Below are 15358 nucleotides of genomic sequence, written 5' to 3' on the forward strand. Positions count from 1 at the left end.
AGGATCGGTGTATGCCGATCTGTTAGGTGAGATCGGTAGGGTCGCGACACATGTCGGACGGGGAACACGCGGATCACACGGACGGACGGCTCCTGGCCGGCCGGTACCGCCTGTTGTCGGTGGTCGGGAGCGGGGGGATGGGCACGGTCTGGCGTGCCCGCGACGAGACCCTCGACCGCGACGTCGCGGTGAAGGAGGTCGTGCTGCACGCCTCCCTCAGCGCCGAGGATCGCGAGAACCGGCACCGCAGGACGCTGCGCGAGGCGCGCGCCTCGGCGCGGCTGAACCATCCGGGCGTCGTGACGGTCCATGACGTCGTCGACGAGGACGACCGTCCGTGGATCGTCATGGAGCTGGTGCGGGCCCGCTCCCTCCAGGACGTCATCGACGAGGACGGGACGCTCCCGCCGGGGCGCGTCGCCGACATCGGCAGGCAGGTGATCGGCGCGCTGCGCGCCGCGCACGCGATCGGGATCCTGCACCGCGACGTCAAGCCCGCCAACGTGCTCGTCACCCCCGACGACCGCGCCGTGCTCACCGACTTCGGCATCGCGCAGATGGCGGGCGACGCGACGCTCACCAACACCGGGCTGATCATGGGCTCGCCGGCGTACATGCCGCCGGAGCGGGTCAACGGCGAGCCCGCGACCCCCGCGTCCGACCTGTGGGCGCTCGGCGCGACGCTCTACGCCGCCAGCGAGGGCCGCGCGCCGCACCACCGCAGCGACGCGATGGCGGTGCTCGCGGCGGTGATGACGCAGGAACCGCCGCCGCCGCGCAACGCCGGGCCGCTCGCGCCCGTCCTCGCGGGGCTGCTGCAGCGCGACCCCGTCCGGCGGCTGAGCGCCGACCAGGCGGAGGAGGCGCTCGCCGCGGTCGCCTCCGGCCACGCGGCGAGCCAGGCCGCCGCGCAGATCGCGATGCAGGCCGGCGGCATGGGCGGGACCGCGGCCGACCGGCACTGGAACACCGGCACGGCGGTGGACGACGGGGCCACGCTCGCCGCGCCCGCGACCCCGGCCACCGGCATGACCGACCACTACGCCACTCCTACGGGCGGCCCCTGGGCCCCCGCCGGGCCCACCGCGACCGGACCCGCGCCGAAGCGCCGGTCGAGGCTGCCGATGATCCTGGGCGCGGTCGCCGTCGTCGCGCTCCTCGTCCCGGTGGGGATCTTCCTGTGGCCGGACGGGGCGTCCAGCGGCGGTCCGGACGCCACCGGCTCCTCACCGGTCCCCAGCCCGCCCGTCAGCACGGGCGTGGGCGACCTCACGCAGTCGAGGCCGTCCCCCACGCCGCCGACCCCGACGGTGCCGGGGGCGACGCGGCTTCCGGCGGGGCTCACCCGTTCGAGCGGCCCCGGGTACACGATCGGGGTGCCGGACGGCTGGAAGCGCACGGTGGACGGCACCCGCTCCTCGTGGATCGATCCCGCGTCCGGCGCCTACGTCCAGGTCGACCGGACGCCGTGGACGGGCGACCCCTACGACCACTGGGTCGCCTGGGAGCAGGAGGCCCGCGCCGACGGCAAGCTCCCCGGCTTCCAGAAGATCGGGATCACCCGGACAACCGTCGGGTCGCTGCCCGCCGCCGACATCGAGTTCCTGTGGTCGCGCCAGGGCGGCACGCGGGCCCGCGACCGCGGCGTGATCGCGAACGGGACCCCGTACGCCGTGATCGTGGCGCTCCCGGCCGCCAGGTGGAACGACCGGACGGCACTCGTGAACAATGTGCTCGACAGTTTCCGCCCCGCCGGGGCGGGATGAGCACCAGGGAGACCGTTCAGGAATGGCAGCAGAGGCGCGTCTGCTCGGCAACCGCTACCGGCTCGACTCGGTGGTCGGCCGCGGCGGCATGGGCACCGTGTGGCGCGCCTACGACGTCATGCTCGACCGCGAGGTCGCGGTCAAGGAGGTCGTCCTCCCGCCGGGGCTGAGCGAGGCGGAGCGCGCCGTCCTGTACGAGCGGACGTTCCGGGAGGCGCGGGCGTCGGCGCGGCTGAGCCACCCGGGCGTCGTGATCGTCCATGACGTGGTGGAGGAGGCCGACCGGCCCTGGATCGTGATGGAGCTGGTCAGCGCGCCGTCGCTGCAGGACCTGCTCGACCGGGGCCCGATCGGGCACCGCCGGGTCGCCGAGATCGGCCTCCAGATGCTCGCGGCGCTGCGGCACGCCCACGAGAAGGGCATCCTGCACCGCGACATCAAGCCCAGCAACGTGCTGATCACCGACGCGGGCCGGGTCGTCCTCACCGACTTCGGCATCGCCCAGATGGAGGGCGACGCGACGCTCACCCAGACCGGCCTGGTCATGGGCTCGCCCGCCTACATCCCGCCGGAGCGCGCGCAGGGCGAGCGGGCGGTGCCCGCCTCCGACCTGTGGGCGCTGGGCGCGACGCTGTACGCGGCCGTCGAGGGCCATTCCCCCTACGAGCGCTCGGACGCGATGGCCTCGCTCCAGGCCGCGCTCACCGAGCCCGTCCCGCCCGCGCGCAACGCGGGGCCGCTGGCGCGCGTGCTGGACGGGCTGCTGGCGCGCGAGCCGGTGCACCGGATGACCGCCGCGCAGGCGCAGCCGCTGCTCGTCCAGGTCGCGACGCTGCCCCCGGCCCCGATGACCTCGGCGGACGCGACCGTGCTGGACGAGCCGTCCGGCCGCTTCCCCGCCCGGCCGCGGGGCGGGCGGGAGGACGAGGCCGCCGACACCGTCCTCGACCCGAGCGAGATCGAGGCGGTCACCCGGCGCGAGGGCACGAACCAGCACTTCCCCGGCCCGGCGGCCCCGCCTCCGAACCCCGGCAAGGGCGACCCCGAGCCGAGGACGCTGCTGGAGACCGACTGGGCCCCGCCCCCTCCGGTGAACCCGCACGCCGCCCCGCAGACGCCGCCCCCGTGGGAGCAGCCGCGCCAGGCGGCGAACTGGCAGCAGCCCCCACCGCCCCCGACCGTCGACGACGGCGCCCGGCACGGCCTGGACGAGCGCCGCAGGACCGTGCTGATCGTCACGGTCGCGGTGATCCTGGTGATCGTGGCGGTGCTGGCCGGGGCGTTCATCCTGCGCCAGAAGCTCCACTCGGGCGCCATGGACGCGACGCGCGCCCCCCGGACGTGGGTCGTGACGCCCGGCCCGGGGATCTGACGCGGGCGGGCTCAGGAACCGGCGGTGAGCGCGTCCAGCGCGAGGCGCAGGTCGGCGACGTGCTCCTCAAGGCCGCCGGGCCCGCCGTCCGAGCGCAGCCGGGCGACGTCGTCCTCGACGAGGGAGAGCCGCTCGTCCAGCGCCTTGAGGAGCCGCTCGGAGCCCTCGAAGCCCTCGGTCCCCTCGGCGAGCGTGGTGCGCAGCAGCGCGGCCTGCCGCCGCAGCTCCGCAGTGCGGTGGTTGAGGTCGACGAACACCTGCACCTTCGCGCGCAGCAGCCACGGGTCGAACGGCTTGGTGAGGTAGTCGACGGCGCCCGCCGCGTAGCCGCGGAACGCCTGGTCGCGGGCATCGCCCGCGGCGGTCAGGAAGATGATCGGGATGTCGCGGGTGCGGGGCCTGGCCTTGATGTGCCCGGCGGTCTCGAACCCGTCCATCTCCGGCATCACGACGTCGAGCAGGATCAGCGCGAAGTCGTCGTTGAGCAGCTCCTTGAGCGCGTCCTGACCCGAGGAGACGGGGACGACCTCCACCGGCAGCGCGTCGAGCACGGCCGCGAGGGCGGTCAGGTTCTCCTCGCGGTCGTCGACGGCCAGGATCCTCGTGGCGTTCGGCACCGCACCCTCCGCATCGGTGACCTGCTACGCGTCCCACCTTGTCACGCCAGTGCGGACGACGACAGTCAATCGCCCCAGAGTGACGATTTCTAGGGCAGCCAACCGGGCTTGACGAGTCCCGACTCGTAGGCGAACACGACGAGCTGTGCGCGGTCGCGGGCGCCGAGCTTGACCATCGTGCGGCTGACGTGCGTCTTCGCGGTCGCCGGGCTGACGACCAGCCGCGCGGCGATCTCCTCGTTGGACAGTCCCTCGCCGACCAGCGCCATCACCTCCCGCTCGCGGTCGGTGAGCGCGTTCAGCCGGGGCGAGGGCGCGGGCTCCTTGGCCCGGGTGGCGAACTCGGCGATCAGCCGCCGGGTCACGCTCGGCGACAGCAGCGCGTCCCCGGCCGCCACCGCCCGGACGGCGTGGATCAGCTCCACCGGCTCGGTGTCCTTGACGAGGAAGCCGCTGGCGCCGCCGCGCAACGCCTCGAACACGTACTCGTCCAGCTCGAACGTGGTGAGGATCACGATGCGGGCGCCGTCCAGCCGGTCGTCGGCGGCGATCTGGCGGGTGGCGGCGAGCCCGTCCAGGCCCGGCATGCGGATGTCCATGAGGATCACGTCGGGACGCAGCAGCCGCGCCTGCCGGGCCGCCTCCGCGCCGTCGCCCGCCTCGCCGACGACCTCGATGTCGGCCTGGGCGTCCAGCAGCGCCCGGAAACCGGCCCGCACCAGCGCCTGGTCGTCGGCCAGCAGGACCTTGATCACCGTGCGCCCCTCTCCAGCGAAGCCTCGTCCGCCGAACCGTCTCCGGAGCCCTCCTCCAGCGGCAGCCGCGCCACGACGCCGAACCCGCCGCCGGACCGGGGCCCGGCGTCGAACGTGCCGCCCAGCGCCGCGGCGCGCTCGCGCATGCCCCGGATACCGCTGCCGCCCGGACGGTCGTCCAGCAGGGCCGCGCCCCGCCCGTCGTCCTCGACCCGCACCTCGATATCGCGTTCACCGTAGGCGATGCGGACCCGCGCCGTCACCGGCCCCGGCCCCGCGTGCCGCGTGACGTTGGTGAGCGACTCCTGGACGATCCGGAACGCGGCGAGGTCGGTGCTCGCGTGCAGCGGCCGGCGCTCGCCGGTGACCTCGGTCTCCACCCGCAGCCCGGCGGAGCGGGCGCGGTCGAGGAGGTCGTCGAGCCGGTCGAGCCCGGCGGTGGGGGAGCGCGGCGCGCTCTCGCCCTGCGCGCGCAGCGCCCCGATCACGCCGCGCATCTCGGTCAGCGCCTCCTTGCTCGCCTCCTTGATCGCGGCGAGGGCCGTCCGCGCCTGCTCGGGGTGCTCGTCCATCAGGTGCAGCGCCACGCCCGCCTGCACGTTGATCATCGAGATGTTGTGCGCGAGGACGTCGTGCAGCTCGCGGGCCATCCGCAGCCGCTCCTCGCTGGCCTGGCGGCGCTCCTCCTCGGCGCGGACGCGGGCGGCCTCGGCGGCCTTCTGCCCGCGCGCCCGCAGCAGCTCGGCGGTGATCAGCACGACCAGCGCCCAGCCGATGACGAAGATCGTCGAACCGAGGGTCGGCCGCTCCACCGGGAAGAGGCGGCCGGGCTCGCCGCGGTCGCTCTCCGGGACGCCGATCAGCATGGTGAGGCCGAAGTAGGCGGCCAGCCCGGCGCCGGTGCCCGCCCAGGCCGCCGTCCGGTGCCCGGCCGTGACCGCCGCGAACAGCGCGACCGCGAGCGAGAACGGCGCGGGCCCGTAGGTGTAGGCGCGCAGCAGGTAGAGGCCGGTGACCAGCGCGGTACCGGCCAGCGTCGCCACCGGGTCGCGGCGGCGGAACAGCAGCAGCGCCGGACCGGCGAGCAGCAGCCCGAACCCGAGCGCGTCGAGGTCGGTGTGGCCGAGCGCGTGGCTCGTCCCCAGATCATGGGTGCCGCCGTGCCTGCGCGGCGGCCCGTTCTGCGCCGCCAGCGACCCCGCCACCTGGACGAACGCCAGGAACAGCGGGACGACCCATACGGGCCACCGGGCCGGGCTCGGCAGCCGCGGCCCGTGCGGCGGAGAGGTGCTCATGTCAGCACGTTAGGACACCGATGGGCGAATCCTCGTCGGCTGGGGGGAGTCAGCGCGCCTACTCCTCGGGAGGTAGCCGGTCCCGTGTCACTCGGCCCGCAGATGCGTGCTCAGCCACTGCAAGACCGGTGGGATGTGGGGACGCCAGTCCCGGGGCGTCTTCAGCACCGCCGGGATGATGGTCCTGGACGCCCACATCGGCGGCTTGGCGAGGGCGACGAGCCGGTCGGCCTGCCGCTGCTCCTCACCGCCGGCGCCGGTCGTGGCGAAGATCGCGACGGGCGGCGGCGGCAGGTGCTCCAGCCGCCACAGCAGGTCGTTGTCGCGCCGGTAGACCGGGCTGCCGCCGTACGGGTCGCCCTTCGCGCCGGGCAGCCCGTACCGCTTGGGCTTGTCGTGCTTCCCGTGCTTGTGGCGCTTGCCCGCCTCCACCGGCACGGCGGTCGCGGGCGGCTCGCCCGCCCCGGGCGGCTCGGCCTTCGCGGGCGGGCCCGGCGGGTCGAACCGCCCGCCGAGGCTCGCGGCGGTGGCGAACCGGTCGGAGTGCAGCATCGCCAGGCGCGCGGCGCACCGCCCGCCCTCGCCGATCCCGGCGAGCCCCCAGCCCTTGCGGGTGGACGGCAGCCGGTAGGTGCCCGCCAGCGCGGGCGGGAGGTCCTGCGCGAGGAAGGTCTCGGGGAGCCCGCCGCGCCGTCCGGGGGTGTCGACGCAGGCGCGCGGCGCGCCGAGCATCACGTAGATCATCGGTTGGGCGGTGCGGTCCTCGGTCGCCTTGTCCGCCGCGTCGGGCAGGCGCGCCTGCTTGATCCACGCCATCGCGGCCGGGCCGCCCGACAGCAGCACGACCACCGGCAGCCGCTTCCCCGCGTACGCGGGCTGGAAGTACTGCGGCGGCAGGTACGCGTACGCCTCGGTGTCGATCCCGCTGCGCGGGCCGTGGATCTCCAGGCGGTCGACCCGTCCGTCCCTGGCCGGGCCCTGCTCGCGGCCGCGGTGGTCCGGGGCGAGGTCGGTGGTGGTGCGGCGCACCAGCTCCGCCGGGCCGGCGTGTCCGCCGCGGCTCGGCTGCACCTGGTTGACCTTCACCTTCGCGACGTCGCTGCCGAACAGGTCGTTCCAGGTCGCGTAGAACACGAAGTACTTGTTCGCGAGCAGGACGACGGCCGCCGTCAGCAGCGCCTGCGTCGCGACCAGCACCCCCGTCCGCGACGCCAGCGGGCGGGGGCCGGGCCCGGCGAGCCGGGGCCACAGCACGACGGCGGCGACCACGCCCACCAGGGCGAGCCCGCACACCAGGAAGAGGAAGGCCGCGCTGACCGGTTCCATGTCACTCCCCCCTCAGGTGATCGCTCAGCCACCGGATCGACGGCGGGATGTACTTGCGGAACGTCTTGAAGTTGTGGCCGCCGGTCGGCAGCAGCATCTTGTCCACCACGAGCGGCGGGCGCGCCTCCGCCATGAACCGCTGCGCGGAGGGGAACGTCTTCTCGCCGACGTCCGCCGACGCCACCAGGACCGAGATCGGCGGCTGCGGCAGGTTCTTCAGCCGCCAGATCAGGTCGCTGTTGTTCCGCAGCTCCAGGCTGTTGGCGTAGAGGTCGCGGGTCGTGGTGTCGAGCAGCGCGTGGAAGTGCCCCGCCATGCTCACCGCCGCCGAGAACCGGTCGGAGTGCAGCATCGCGATCTTCGTCGCGCAGTACCCGCCGGTGGAGTACCCGGCGACGCCCCAGCCCGAGCGGTCCCGGGCCGTGCGGTAGGTCTCCGCGACCGCCTCCGGGACGTCCTGCGCGAAGAACGTCTCGACCTTCGGGCCGCCGGGGACGTCGGCGCACTCGGTGTCCCAGCCCTTCTCGACGGTGGGCCGCATCATCACGTAGATCATCGGCTGGAGCTGCCCGGCCTGCTGCGCCTTCGCGACGTCGGCGGGGATGTGCCCCTTGCTGATCCACACGAACTTGTCCGACGCCGGATAGCCCGCGATGAAGATCACGACGGGCAGCCGCCTGTTCGCGTAGGCGGGCTGGAAGTACTGCGGCGGCAGGTAGACGAACGCGTCCGACGACAGCCCCGTGCGGATGCCGCGGATGTCGAGGTGCTCCACCTGCCCGTCCCGCTCGGGGACGCGCCCGTGGCCGAGCGCGGGCCCGAGGCTCGCGCGCACCGTCCGCACGACCTGCGAGGCCGCCGCCGCGTTCGGGTTGGGCGGCGGCCGGTCGCGCATCTCCTGGGCCTTGCCGCCCGCCGCGCCCGCGAGATCGGCCCACGACCCGTAGAACAGGTAGTAGCTGTTCAGCGAGGTCACCAGCGTCACCAGCACGGCGAACTGGCAGCCGACCAGGATCAGCACGCGCGCGCCCACCGAGCGCGCGCCGGACGAGGCGACCCGCGGCCACGCCCACACCGTCACGGCCAGCAGGCCGGAGGTGATGAATGTCAGCAGACCGAGCAGCCCCCAGCTCGTCAGTCCCACTGCCGTCTCCCCTTGTACCGAAGGCACGTCCACGCGGATGTGCGAAGGAGCGATCGAGCCGCTGTACGGCGCGATCACGATGGGCGTTCAGCGGTTGAAGGCAACCGTGAACGGCGGGGTAGGGCAGGCCGTGCTCACAACGGCCGGCGCGCGGCGGGAATGTGCCGCGGCAGTTCAGGCGAAGACGCCGTGCCCGCTCTTCAGCCGGTCCATCGAACGGGAAGCCGTTCGAAGCCGTGACGGGCGTTTGACCGCAATAGTACCGGCTCTCCGGCGGGACGAACACGCCCAGGCCGGTCCAAAAGCGCGACGAGAAGGGCGCGCAGGTGAACCCGCGCGAGCGCCGCGCCGAGGCATGCCCGCTCGCCGTATCCGAAGCACAAATGCGGGCGGACGCGCTGCTCCCGCAGCCGCCGCCGCGCGGCCCGGTTCGGCGTCCCCCCGAGCGGGACGCTCCGGAAGCGGTCGGGCACGAACCGTCCGGGCTCGGCGAACACCGCCTCGTCATGGTTGGCGGACGCGAGCCACAGCGCGACCCGCTCACCGGCCAGCAGCGGCACCCCGCCGATCACGGTGCCGCGCCGCATCGTCCGCCACACCTGGATGACGGGCGTCCACCAGCGCAGCATCTCCTCGACGGCGCTGTCGAGGAGGCCGTCGTCCGTCCTGCGCTCGCGCAGCCGCTCGTACTGCCCGGGGTGGCGCAGCAGCGCGTGCACGCCTCCGGCCAGCGTGTTGCGGAGCATCTCGGGGAGGCCGGTGACGACGTCCGCCATGAAGTCGACGGGCGCCCCGTCCGGCATCCGGTCGAGCATGGCCCTGGCCGGTGGGTCCATGTCGATGCGCGCGGCCTCGCCGCTCGGGGGCTCCTCGGGGGTGGCGTGCAGGCCGTCGTCGTGCTCCGGGGTGAAGAGTCCGGGGTGCGCCAGCGCGTGCCGGACGTCCTCGTAGCGCAGCACGGCCCAGGCGCCGGGGACATCGGAGAGCCGCCCGTCCAGCCAGACCACGGGGGTGCGCGCCCGGAGCCGTTCCAGCCGGTCGTAGGGGACGCCGCGCGCGTAGGTGTCCGGGCAGTCGAGGACCTCGGCGTCGGAGATGGGCAACGCGCCTCGGCGTTGAGGCATGGGGGACCTCCTCCCTCAAGGCGGACGCTAACGCACCGGAGCAGACCCGGTATGTCCGGTTTCGGCCGCATCCGATGCCGGCGGCGGGTGCCGGAGAAGTTGCCTAGCGCGGCGAAGTACCCCGGATTGTGTTAGATTTTCCCTGCTTGATGGGGGTTTAAAGGGGTGCACGGGGTGAACCGCAAGAAGCTCGGCCTGCTGGCCGTCGCGTTCGTTTTGACCATCGCTCTGATGGAGGTCCTGGCGCTCAAGCTGGGCTCGATGGATTTCCTGGCGCCGCAGCAGAAGCCGGCGGTCGCCGACCGCCGCTGACCGCGCGGCTCACACGCGTTCGGCGAGAAAACCCAGCACGACCTCGGCCACCTCGTCGGGAACCTCCTCGGCGAGATCATGTCCGGCGTCGAAGACATGGCCGGTGACGTCGTCGGCCATGAAACGCATCTGGCTCTCGTTCCGTGCGCCGATGAACGCCGAACCGCCGAGGGCCAGCACGGGTATGTCGAGCCGGGTCCGCGCGGCCTCCCGGTTCTGCTCGGCGTCGACGAGCATCGCCCGGTAGATCGCCAGCATGGACCGAATGCCGCCGGGCATCGAATAGCAGCGCACATACTCCTCGACCGCGTCGGGCGTCGCGCTGTCGGGGCGGCTCCGCTCGAACTTCACCATGTAGGTGATCAGCTCCCGCTCATGCCCGGCGATGAGCATCTCGGGGACGTCCGGCTGGAAATAGAAGCCCAGGTGCCACATATGCATTCCGCCGTGCACGTTCTCCGAGGTCAAAGCCGTGTGGTCCTCGAAACCGAAGCCGGGGAACAATGCCTCCGCGAACACCAGCGCCGAGACGTGTCCCCGGTGCCGGGCCGCGAGCTGGTAGCCGATGACCGCTCCCCAGTCCTCGCCCATCACGCTGTAGGACGCGTGCCCGAGATGCGCCATCAGCTCGGCGATGTCGTCGGCCATCGTCGCGGAGTCGAATCCGTCCGCGGGACGGGCGGAGTCCCCGAGCCCGCGAAGATCCGGCACCACGACCGTGTACCGCTCGGTCAGCCGGGGGACGAGATGACGCCAGTGGTACCCGGTCTTGGGCACGCCGTGCAGCAGCACGATCACCGGGCCGGAGCCGCCCGTCCGGTAGTGCAGGCTCGTCCCGTTCACGTCGGCGCGCCCGCTGCGGACGGCCGCCCCGCGATGGTCGAGGATCATCATTCCCGCTCCCTGTGCTCTCTTCTGGTTACTCGGGAACCGTAAGCGAGTAAGCTCCGACCTGGAAGAACGCACTTCTTGGTGAGAGAGGAACCCGGTGGAAACCGAGCAGGCAGGCCGCGCCCCCGACGACGCGGACGTGACGCGCGCCGACTCCCTGGCCCGCGAGATCTTCTCCGGCGTCGCCAACAAGTGGGCCCTGCTGGCCATCAACATCCTGGGGGAGCGCACGCTGCGCTTCACCGAGCTGCGCACCGAGCTGGAGGGCATCAGCCACAAGATGCTCACCCAGACGCTGCGCGGCCTGGAGCGGGACGGAGTGGTGCACAGAACCGTGTACCCCACCGTCCCGCCGCGCGTGGAGTACCACCTGACGGAGCCGGGCAAGGTGCTGCGAGTGACGGTCAACGCCATGTGCGCCTGGACCCGCCGCTACCTGACCGAGATCGAGGACTCCCGCCGCCGCTTCGACGCCAAGAGGAAAAGCGGTCACACCGAGTCGTCCTCCTCGAACTGACCCTCGTCCGGAACGCGGACGGCGCCATTGAGCACAGCGTCGATGCGCTCCGCCGCAGCCGTGGGATCGTCGCAGGGCGCAAGCAGCCCATGCCGTTCCTCAGGCCCGTCGATCCGGTAGTAGGCCCAGGTCCGTCCGGGCGCCGCATGGACGATCATCACGACCTTGAGCCGATCGCCGGGCCGGGGCGTGCACACCCACAGCAGCAAAGGCCGTGTGGGAAACCGCTCGGCGCGATAAAGCTTGAGGCACCGGTAGCCCTTCTTGCCGAGCGCGTGGGCGAGCAGATCCAGATGCCCGATGGCGGCGGCGCGCCCCCACGGGATCCGCATGGCCCGCCTCCACCGCCGTCGCGTCAGACCGCGCAGCGCGCCCATACGATCTTCCCCTCCTCATTCAGCGGACGGACACCCCAGTCATGGACGAGCGCGGCCACCAGTGCCAGCCCGCGCCCGCAGAGGTCATGGAGTTCGGCGGCCCGGATCACGGGCATTCCGGCCCCCTGATCCCAGACCTCGATTCCCACCAGCCCGCCCCCTTCCTCGGGGACGACCCGGACGACGATGTGCCCGAATCCCACGTGCCTGTAGGCATTGGTCACCAATTCGGTAACCACGAGCCGCCCGACATGGTCGTCGGCGACCCCCATCTCCCAGAACCGCGCACTGACGAATCGCCGCGCACAAGCAGCCGCAAGACCAGTAGGCGCAAGTACGAGAACTGACGGTTCCGGCGTAAGCGCTATCGCTGGCATCGGAGACCCCCTTCCAGCATGGGCGGCAAAGATGATCTCGGACGAGGTCCTCACCGCAAGCTGGTACATCCCGACCAAAATCACTCTGTGTTGTGGAACGGTCACCATGAAGCCACAGAGTCGCGTAGGTTAATAGGTGACCCCCGAAGCACCCGCATTCCAGTCGCCTTCGTTAGCGCTCCGCTCGCCCCCGACGGGAGACCGAAATGGCTGAGACCAGCGGCAAGGCCAAGGACAATCCCGAACTCCGGACGTTTGGCGCGGAGGTCAGGCGCTTGCGCGAGGGAGCTGGGCTCAACCAGGCCGAACTGGCCGTACTGGTACATGTCTCACGTGCCTACATCAGTCATGTCGAGCGCGGCAGGACGCGCTGCCGTTATGACTTCGCGGAACGCTTGGACATCGCGCTGCGTGCTAACGGCGAGATCATTCGGGCCTGGGACGATCTGCTGGAAGCGATCAAGTCGATCAGGTACGCCGCCTACTTCGTCGACTTCCCCAAGGCGGAGTTGACCGCCAACCTGATCCGTGTCTATGAGACGCACATCGTGAACGGCCTCTTCCAGACCGAGCGCTACGCCAGCGCGATCCTCAAGAGCCCCGATGACGTCACCACCCGGATGACCAGGCAGAAGCAGGTCATGAGTGACCCGTTGCCGAAGATATTCGTGGTGCTGGAGGAGAGCGTCCTGCACAGGCAGGTCGGATCGGCCGATGTCATGCGCGAGCAGTTGGAGTTCCTGTACGAGCTGTCCCATCGGGACGGCGTCCGGCTCCAGGTGCTCCCCACCGTCTACGTGGAGGAAGCCCGAGCGGCCTTTGCCATCGCCACCCAGGCAGACCGCAGCGAAGCCGCATACGTCGTTACCGCCACCGGTGGCATCACCAGCGCAGATCCGGCAGATGCGGCCAACCTCCACGTAAGGTTCGCTAGTCTGCAAGCAGAGGCACTCAACGTGAGAGATTCTCGGGCGCTGATCAGAAAGGTGATCGAGGAGAGATGGACCTGAGCAAGGTTGTGTGGCGCAAGGCTTCGCGCAGCACGGTGGAAAACGACAACTGCGTTGAGTTGGCGCTCGCGACCGGAGTCGTGGCTGTTCGTGACAGCAAAGACCCCGAAGGTCCCAAGCTCATCTTGAGCCGGAGCGACTTTCGCCGCTTCGCCGACAGGCTCAAGAGCATCTAGGGCCGGTGTCCGGCCGCGCTAGGGGCGGGGGGCGCAGACGACGCCTCCCTCTATGTCGTAGCCGGGAACGCCGGGGTTGAGGGCGGTGACTCGCCAGTCGCTCTCGCCGATGGTGTGGGGCTTGCTGGACCTCAGAGAGGCGTTCGACCTGAACGTGACACCGATGCTGCGCTCCCCGGCCGGGCAGGCCCAGAGCGGCCCCCGGTCGTTGGGATAGGAACTCTGCCACTCATTGTGCCAGTAGGTGCTGCCGTCGTAAGCGGTGGCGCAGATCGCGTAAACGTCGATCTCGACGGTGCCGGCGTCAGTTCGAAAACCCCTCGCGCCCGCGTAGGTGATCGTGCTGGACGGGTTGGTCCACATGCTGCTGGTGGTCAGTGCCGCAGTGGGGCCCTTGGCTTCACCTCCGACGTTCACCATGTATTCGTACGGGTAATTGAAGATTGAGCAGGTCTGCCCAACGTTATCTCCGTTGGGCACGATGCCCGTCTGTTTGACGATCCGGTAGCCGGGCGACGGGGTGGCGCACATGGCGTACCAGGTCATCTCGAAGGGCGTGGGGTCGTCCTTGATGGAACGGGCCTTGACCACCCACCCGGTGTCGGCGACGGGATAGGAGGCGGACACGGTGTGCTCGATGGGGAGTTCGAACCCGCCTCCCAGTGGCTGCTTGCCCGGAGGACAGTGGGCGATCTTGGCCTCGTAGGGCGCGACCGTCCCGGTCTCCCGCACCATTTCCAGGTCGGTCAACCGGTACGGGGCCGCCGCGCCGGTGGCCGAGGACGGGACGGCCGAGGCCACGGACGGCGAGACACCGGTAACGGCGGCGGTGGCCATCAGGGCGAGCGCGGCGGCCACGGCACGGCTGTGCGCCAGGAGGCCGGTGTGGGAGCGTCGGGACAGCAAAACGTCTCCTTCCCGTGAAGGCACCGCCGCTGCGCCCCGCCGTGGGGCTCCGGTGGGCGGCGAGCATCTCACCGCCTCCCCGCACCGCCAAGCCCCCCGGGACTTCCGGCCTCCACCCCCACCCCCCCGACGACGGCCCCAACCCCGGCGAACCCGCGCTGAACTGCGGGGTCTCGGGGAACCCCGCCCTCGGACCACGAGTCCGAAACCGGCCGGGGGAGCCGAGGACGCTCGGCCTCCGGCTACAGGTTCGACCGGCACGGTCCGCCGGGGCGGGAGGGGCTCGGGTTGCTGCGGTGTCGACAGAACGAAACCGAACGGCAACCGTGCCATGGCCGTTGCGGAACGTTACGGTTTATCACGTGTTGTGCTCTCCTTGATGAATAAGGCGGTGAACACCGCGTATCAGATCATGGGGGAGGCATTGATGGACGTTTCTTCCGCCCCTGGTGACGATGTCCGGGTCCTGTCCGTGGACGGTGTGCGATTCAACTGCCGCATTCTGTGGAATGACGATCATCCGCAGACGGTGCCCGTGGTGTACACGCATGACGCGTTCGCGCGGATGCACTTCTGTGGGCTTTCCGGGCCGATCAGCGACGTCGCCACTCTCGTCCAGGTGAATCTGCCGGGCTCCGGTGACGCGGATGACGTTCCTGTCGATCAATCACCCGATTTCCTCATCCGCGTGCTGCTTGAGGTGATGGACGAGGTGCCGCTGCCGCGCGTCAACCTCGTCGGGGGGTCCGCTACCGGTCCGTTGGCCTACCAGTTCGCCCGGCGATATCCGGAGCGGGTGCGGCGGCTCGTTCTGATCGCCGCCGTCGCCTCTGCGTCGGAGATGCGCAGCCTCCACGCGGACAAGTCCGTGTCCTGGGACGAAGGGGTGACGGAGACCCTCACGCAGTCCGACATAGACACGGTCCTGCGGCTGCTCGTGGATCACTCCTCCGGCAACCCCGTGATCGGGAGGGACGCGGTCCGAGACCGGCTGAGGGCGATGTTCGGCCACATGATGCCCGAGGAGATCGCGCGCCTCGCCCACCAATGGCAGGCGCTCGCCGCCCTCTCCACCGATTCCGGCGGCGGCGCCTATGACGGTCCCGCCCTGGTCTGCACCGGTGAGTTCGACGCCCTGACCCCTCCGGAGGCGTGTCGCGAATTCGCCGCCACCCTGGCTCCGTCGACCTTCGCGACCATCGGGAGGGCGGACCACATGGCGCACCTGGAACGTATCCACGAGGTCGCGGACCTGGTGCGCCGGTTCGTCACCGACCAGCCGCTCGACGGTCTGCCGTATCTGGCCTCGATCGAGTATTTCCTCGGCCCTCGCGGTGCCGAGACTCCAGCGACCCCGCAGGCCCCCCGGCCGCCCGTCGTCCCGGGCCCCTAG

General features: G+C 71.3%; 17 protein-coding genes. 7 read left to right on the forward strand and 10 right to left on the reverse strand.

The features are described 5' to 3' along the window. The first annotated feature begins 50 nt into the window (after positions 1-50). Positions 51-1766: a serine/threonine-protein kinase gene (locus tag GNZ18_RS41120; protein WP_216651210.1), complete on the forward strand. Its 1716-nt coding sequence runs from the start codon at positions 51-53 to the stop codon at positions 1764-1766. 22 nt (positions 1767-1788) lie between these two features. Beyond that, on the forward strand, positions 1789-3138 hold the full coding sequence (locus tag GNZ18_RS08860) for a serine/threonine-protein kinase (RefSeq protein ID WP_156215783.1): 1350 nt from the start codon (positions 1789-1791) through the stop codon (positions 3136-3138). Positions 3139-3149: 11 nt separating this feature from the next. Here the strand turns inward: GNZ18_RS08860 and GNZ18_RS08865 are convergent, their stop codons facing one another. The 6 genes from GNZ18_RS08865 to GNZ18_RS08890 form a co-directional block, all read right to left on the reverse strand. Further along, positions 3150-3755, reverse strand: coding sequence for a response regulator (locus tag GNZ18_RS08865; RefSeq protein WP_214618474.1), 606 nt, complete (start codon positions 3753-3755; stop codon positions 3150-3152). Positions 3756-3844: 89 nt separating this feature from the next. Next, positions 3845-4510, reverse strand: coding sequence for a response regulator (locus GNZ18_RS08870; protein ID WP_214618475.1), 666 nt, complete (start codon positions 4508-4510; stop codon positions 3845-3847). Further along, on the reverse strand, positions 4507-5805 hold the full coding sequence (locus tag GNZ18_RS08875; RefSeq protein WP_156215784.1) for a sensor histidine kinase: 1299 nt from the start codon (positions 5803-5805) through the stop codon (positions 4507-4509). The genes GNZ18_RS08870 and GNZ18_RS08875 overlap by 4 nt, the downstream gene beginning before the upstream one ends. A gap of 87 nt (positions 5806-5892) precedes the next feature. Further along, a complete protein-coding gene (locus tag GNZ18_RS08880; protein ID WP_156215785.1) occupies positions 5893-7131 on the reverse strand; it encodes an alpha/beta hydrolase in 1239 nt (412 codons plus the stop codon). A 1-nt stretch (position 7132) separates the two neighbouring features. Beyond that, entirely contained in the window at positions 7133-8275 is a 1143-nt protein-coding gene (locus tag GNZ18_RS08885; protein ID WP_156215786.1) for an alpha/beta hydrolase, read from the reverse strand. A gap of 200 nt (positions 8276-8475) precedes the next feature. After that, positions 8476-9399: a cytochrome P450 gene (locus tag GNZ18_RS08890; RefSeq protein ID WP_156215787.1), complete on the reverse strand. Its 924-nt coding sequence runs from the start codon at positions 9397-9399 to the stop codon at positions 8476-8478. A 174-nt stretch (positions 9400-9573) separates the two neighbouring features. On the opposite strand from GNZ18_RS08890, the gene GNZ18_RS08895 reads away from it, so the two are divergent. Continuing rightward, a complete protein-coding gene (locus GNZ18_RS08895; RefSeq protein ID WP_156215788.1) occupies positions 9574-9711 on the forward strand; it encodes a hypothetical protein in 138 nt (45 codons plus the stop codon). A gap of 9 nt (positions 9712-9720) precedes the next feature. Here the strand turns inward: GNZ18_RS08895 and GNZ18_RS08900 are convergent, their stop codons facing one another. Continuing rightward, positions 9721-10605: an alpha/beta fold hydrolase gene (locus tag GNZ18_RS08900; RefSeq protein WP_214618480.1), complete on the reverse strand. Its 885-nt coding sequence runs from the start codon at positions 10603-10605 to the stop codon at positions 9721-9723. Positions 10606-10699: 94 nt separating this feature from the next. On the opposite strand from GNZ18_RS08900, the gene GNZ18_RS08905 reads away from it, so the two are divergent. Then, positions 10700-11119, forward strand: a complete 420-nt coding sequence (locus GNZ18_RS08905; protein WP_312874391.1) for a winged helix-turn-helix transcriptional regulator — start codon at positions 10700-10702, stop codon at positions 11117-11119. On the opposite strand, the gene GNZ18_RS08910 is transcribed toward GNZ18_RS08905, so the two are convergent. Beyond that, positions 11092-11451, reverse strand: a complete 360-nt coding sequence (locus tag GNZ18_RS08910; RefSeq protein WP_156215789.1) for a hypothetical protein — start codon at positions 11449-11451, stop codon at positions 11092-11094. The genes GNZ18_RS08905 and GNZ18_RS08910 overlap by 28 nt on opposite strands. Before the next feature lie 23 nt (positions 11452-11474). Further along, positions 11475-11981, reverse strand: coding sequence for an ATP-binding protein (locus GNZ18_RS40755; RefSeq protein WP_156215790.1), 507 nt, complete (start codon positions 11979-11981; stop codon positions 11475-11477). 98 nt (positions 11982-12079) lie between these two features. Between GNZ18_RS40755 and GNZ18_RS08920 the strand changes: the two genes are divergently transcribed. Continuing rightward, a complete protein-coding gene (locus GNZ18_RS08920) occupies positions 12080-12883 on the forward strand; it encodes a helix-turn-helix domain-containing protein (protein ID WP_156215791.1) in 804 nt (267 codons plus the stop codon). Next, entirely contained in the window at positions 12874-13059 is a 186-nt protein-coding gene (locus GNZ18_RS08925; RefSeq protein ID WP_156215792.1) for a DUF397 domain-containing protein, read from the forward strand. The genes GNZ18_RS08920 and GNZ18_RS08925 overlap by 10 nt, the downstream gene beginning before the upstream one ends. A gap of 18 nt (positions 13060-13077) precedes the next feature. Here GNZ18_RS08925 and GNZ18_RS08930 read toward each other — a convergent pair whose 3' ends face one another. Further along, a complete protein-coding gene (locus GNZ18_RS08930; RefSeq protein ID WP_156215793.1) occupies positions 13078-13917 on the reverse strand; it encodes a hypothetical protein in 840 nt (279 codons plus the stop codon). 427 nt (positions 13918-14344) lie between these two features. Here GNZ18_RS08930 and GNZ18_RS08935 point away from each other — a divergent pair, with 427 nt between their 5' ends. Then, the gene (locus GNZ18_RS08935; protein WP_173390696.1) at positions 14345-15358 is read left to right on the forward strand and encodes an alpha/beta fold hydrolase; all 1014 of its coding nucleotides are present in this window, start codon (positions 14345-14347) and stop codon (positions 15356-15358) included.

The organism is Actinomadura litoris (assembly GCF_009733595.1).
GTDB lineage: Bacteria > Actinomycetota > Actinomycetes > Streptosporangiales > Streptosporangiaceae > Spirillospora > Spirillospora litoris.

Bases quoted from the DNA above. Each gene is read 5' to 3' on its own strand.
- GNZ18_RS08900 (WP_214618480.1), bottom strand. From the start codon at position 10,605: ATGATGATCCTCGACCATCGCGGGGCGGCCGTCCGCAGCGGGCGCGCC.
- GNZ18_RS08860 (WP_156215783.1), top strand. From the start codon at position 1,789: ATGGCAGCAGAGGCGCGTCTGCTCGGCAACCGCTACCGGCTCGACTCG.
- GNZ18_RS08910 (WP_156215789.1), bottom strand. From the start codon at position 11,451: ATGCGGATCCCGTGGGGGCGCGCCGCCGCCATCGGGCATCTGGATCTG.
- GNZ18_RS08880 (WP_156215785.1), bottom strand. From the start codon at position 7,131: ATGGAACCGGTCAGCGCGGCCTTCCTCTTCCTGGTGTGCGGGCTCGCC.
- GNZ18_RS08890 (WP_156215787.1), bottom strand. From the start codon at position 9,399: ATGCCTCAACGCCGAGGCGCGTTGCCCATCTCCGACGCCGAGGTCCTC.
- GNZ18_RS08875 (WP_156215784.1), bottom strand. From the start codon at position 5,805: ATGAGCACCTCTCCGCCGCACGGGCCGCGGCTGCCGAGCCCGGCCCGG.
- GNZ18_RS40755 (WP_156215790.1), bottom strand. From the start codon at position 11,981: ATGGTGACCGTTCCACAACACAGAGTGATTTTGGTCGGGATGTACCAG.
- GNZ18_RS08925 (WP_156215792.1), top strand. From the start codon at position 12,874: ATGGACCTGAGCAAGGTTGTGTGGCGCAAGGCTTCGCGCAGCACGGTG.
- GNZ18_RS08920 (WP_156215791.1), top strand. From the start codon at position 12,080: ATGGCTGAGACCAGCGGCAAGGCCAAGGACAATCCCGAACTCCGGACG.
- GNZ18_RS08935 (WP_173390696.1), top strand. From the start codon at position 14,345: ATGAATAAGGCGGTGAACACCGCGTATCAGATCATGGGGGAGGCATTG.
- GNZ18_RS41120 (WP_216651210.1), top strand. From the start codon at position 51: ATGTCGGACGGGGAACACGCGGATCACACGGACGGACGGCTCCTGGCC.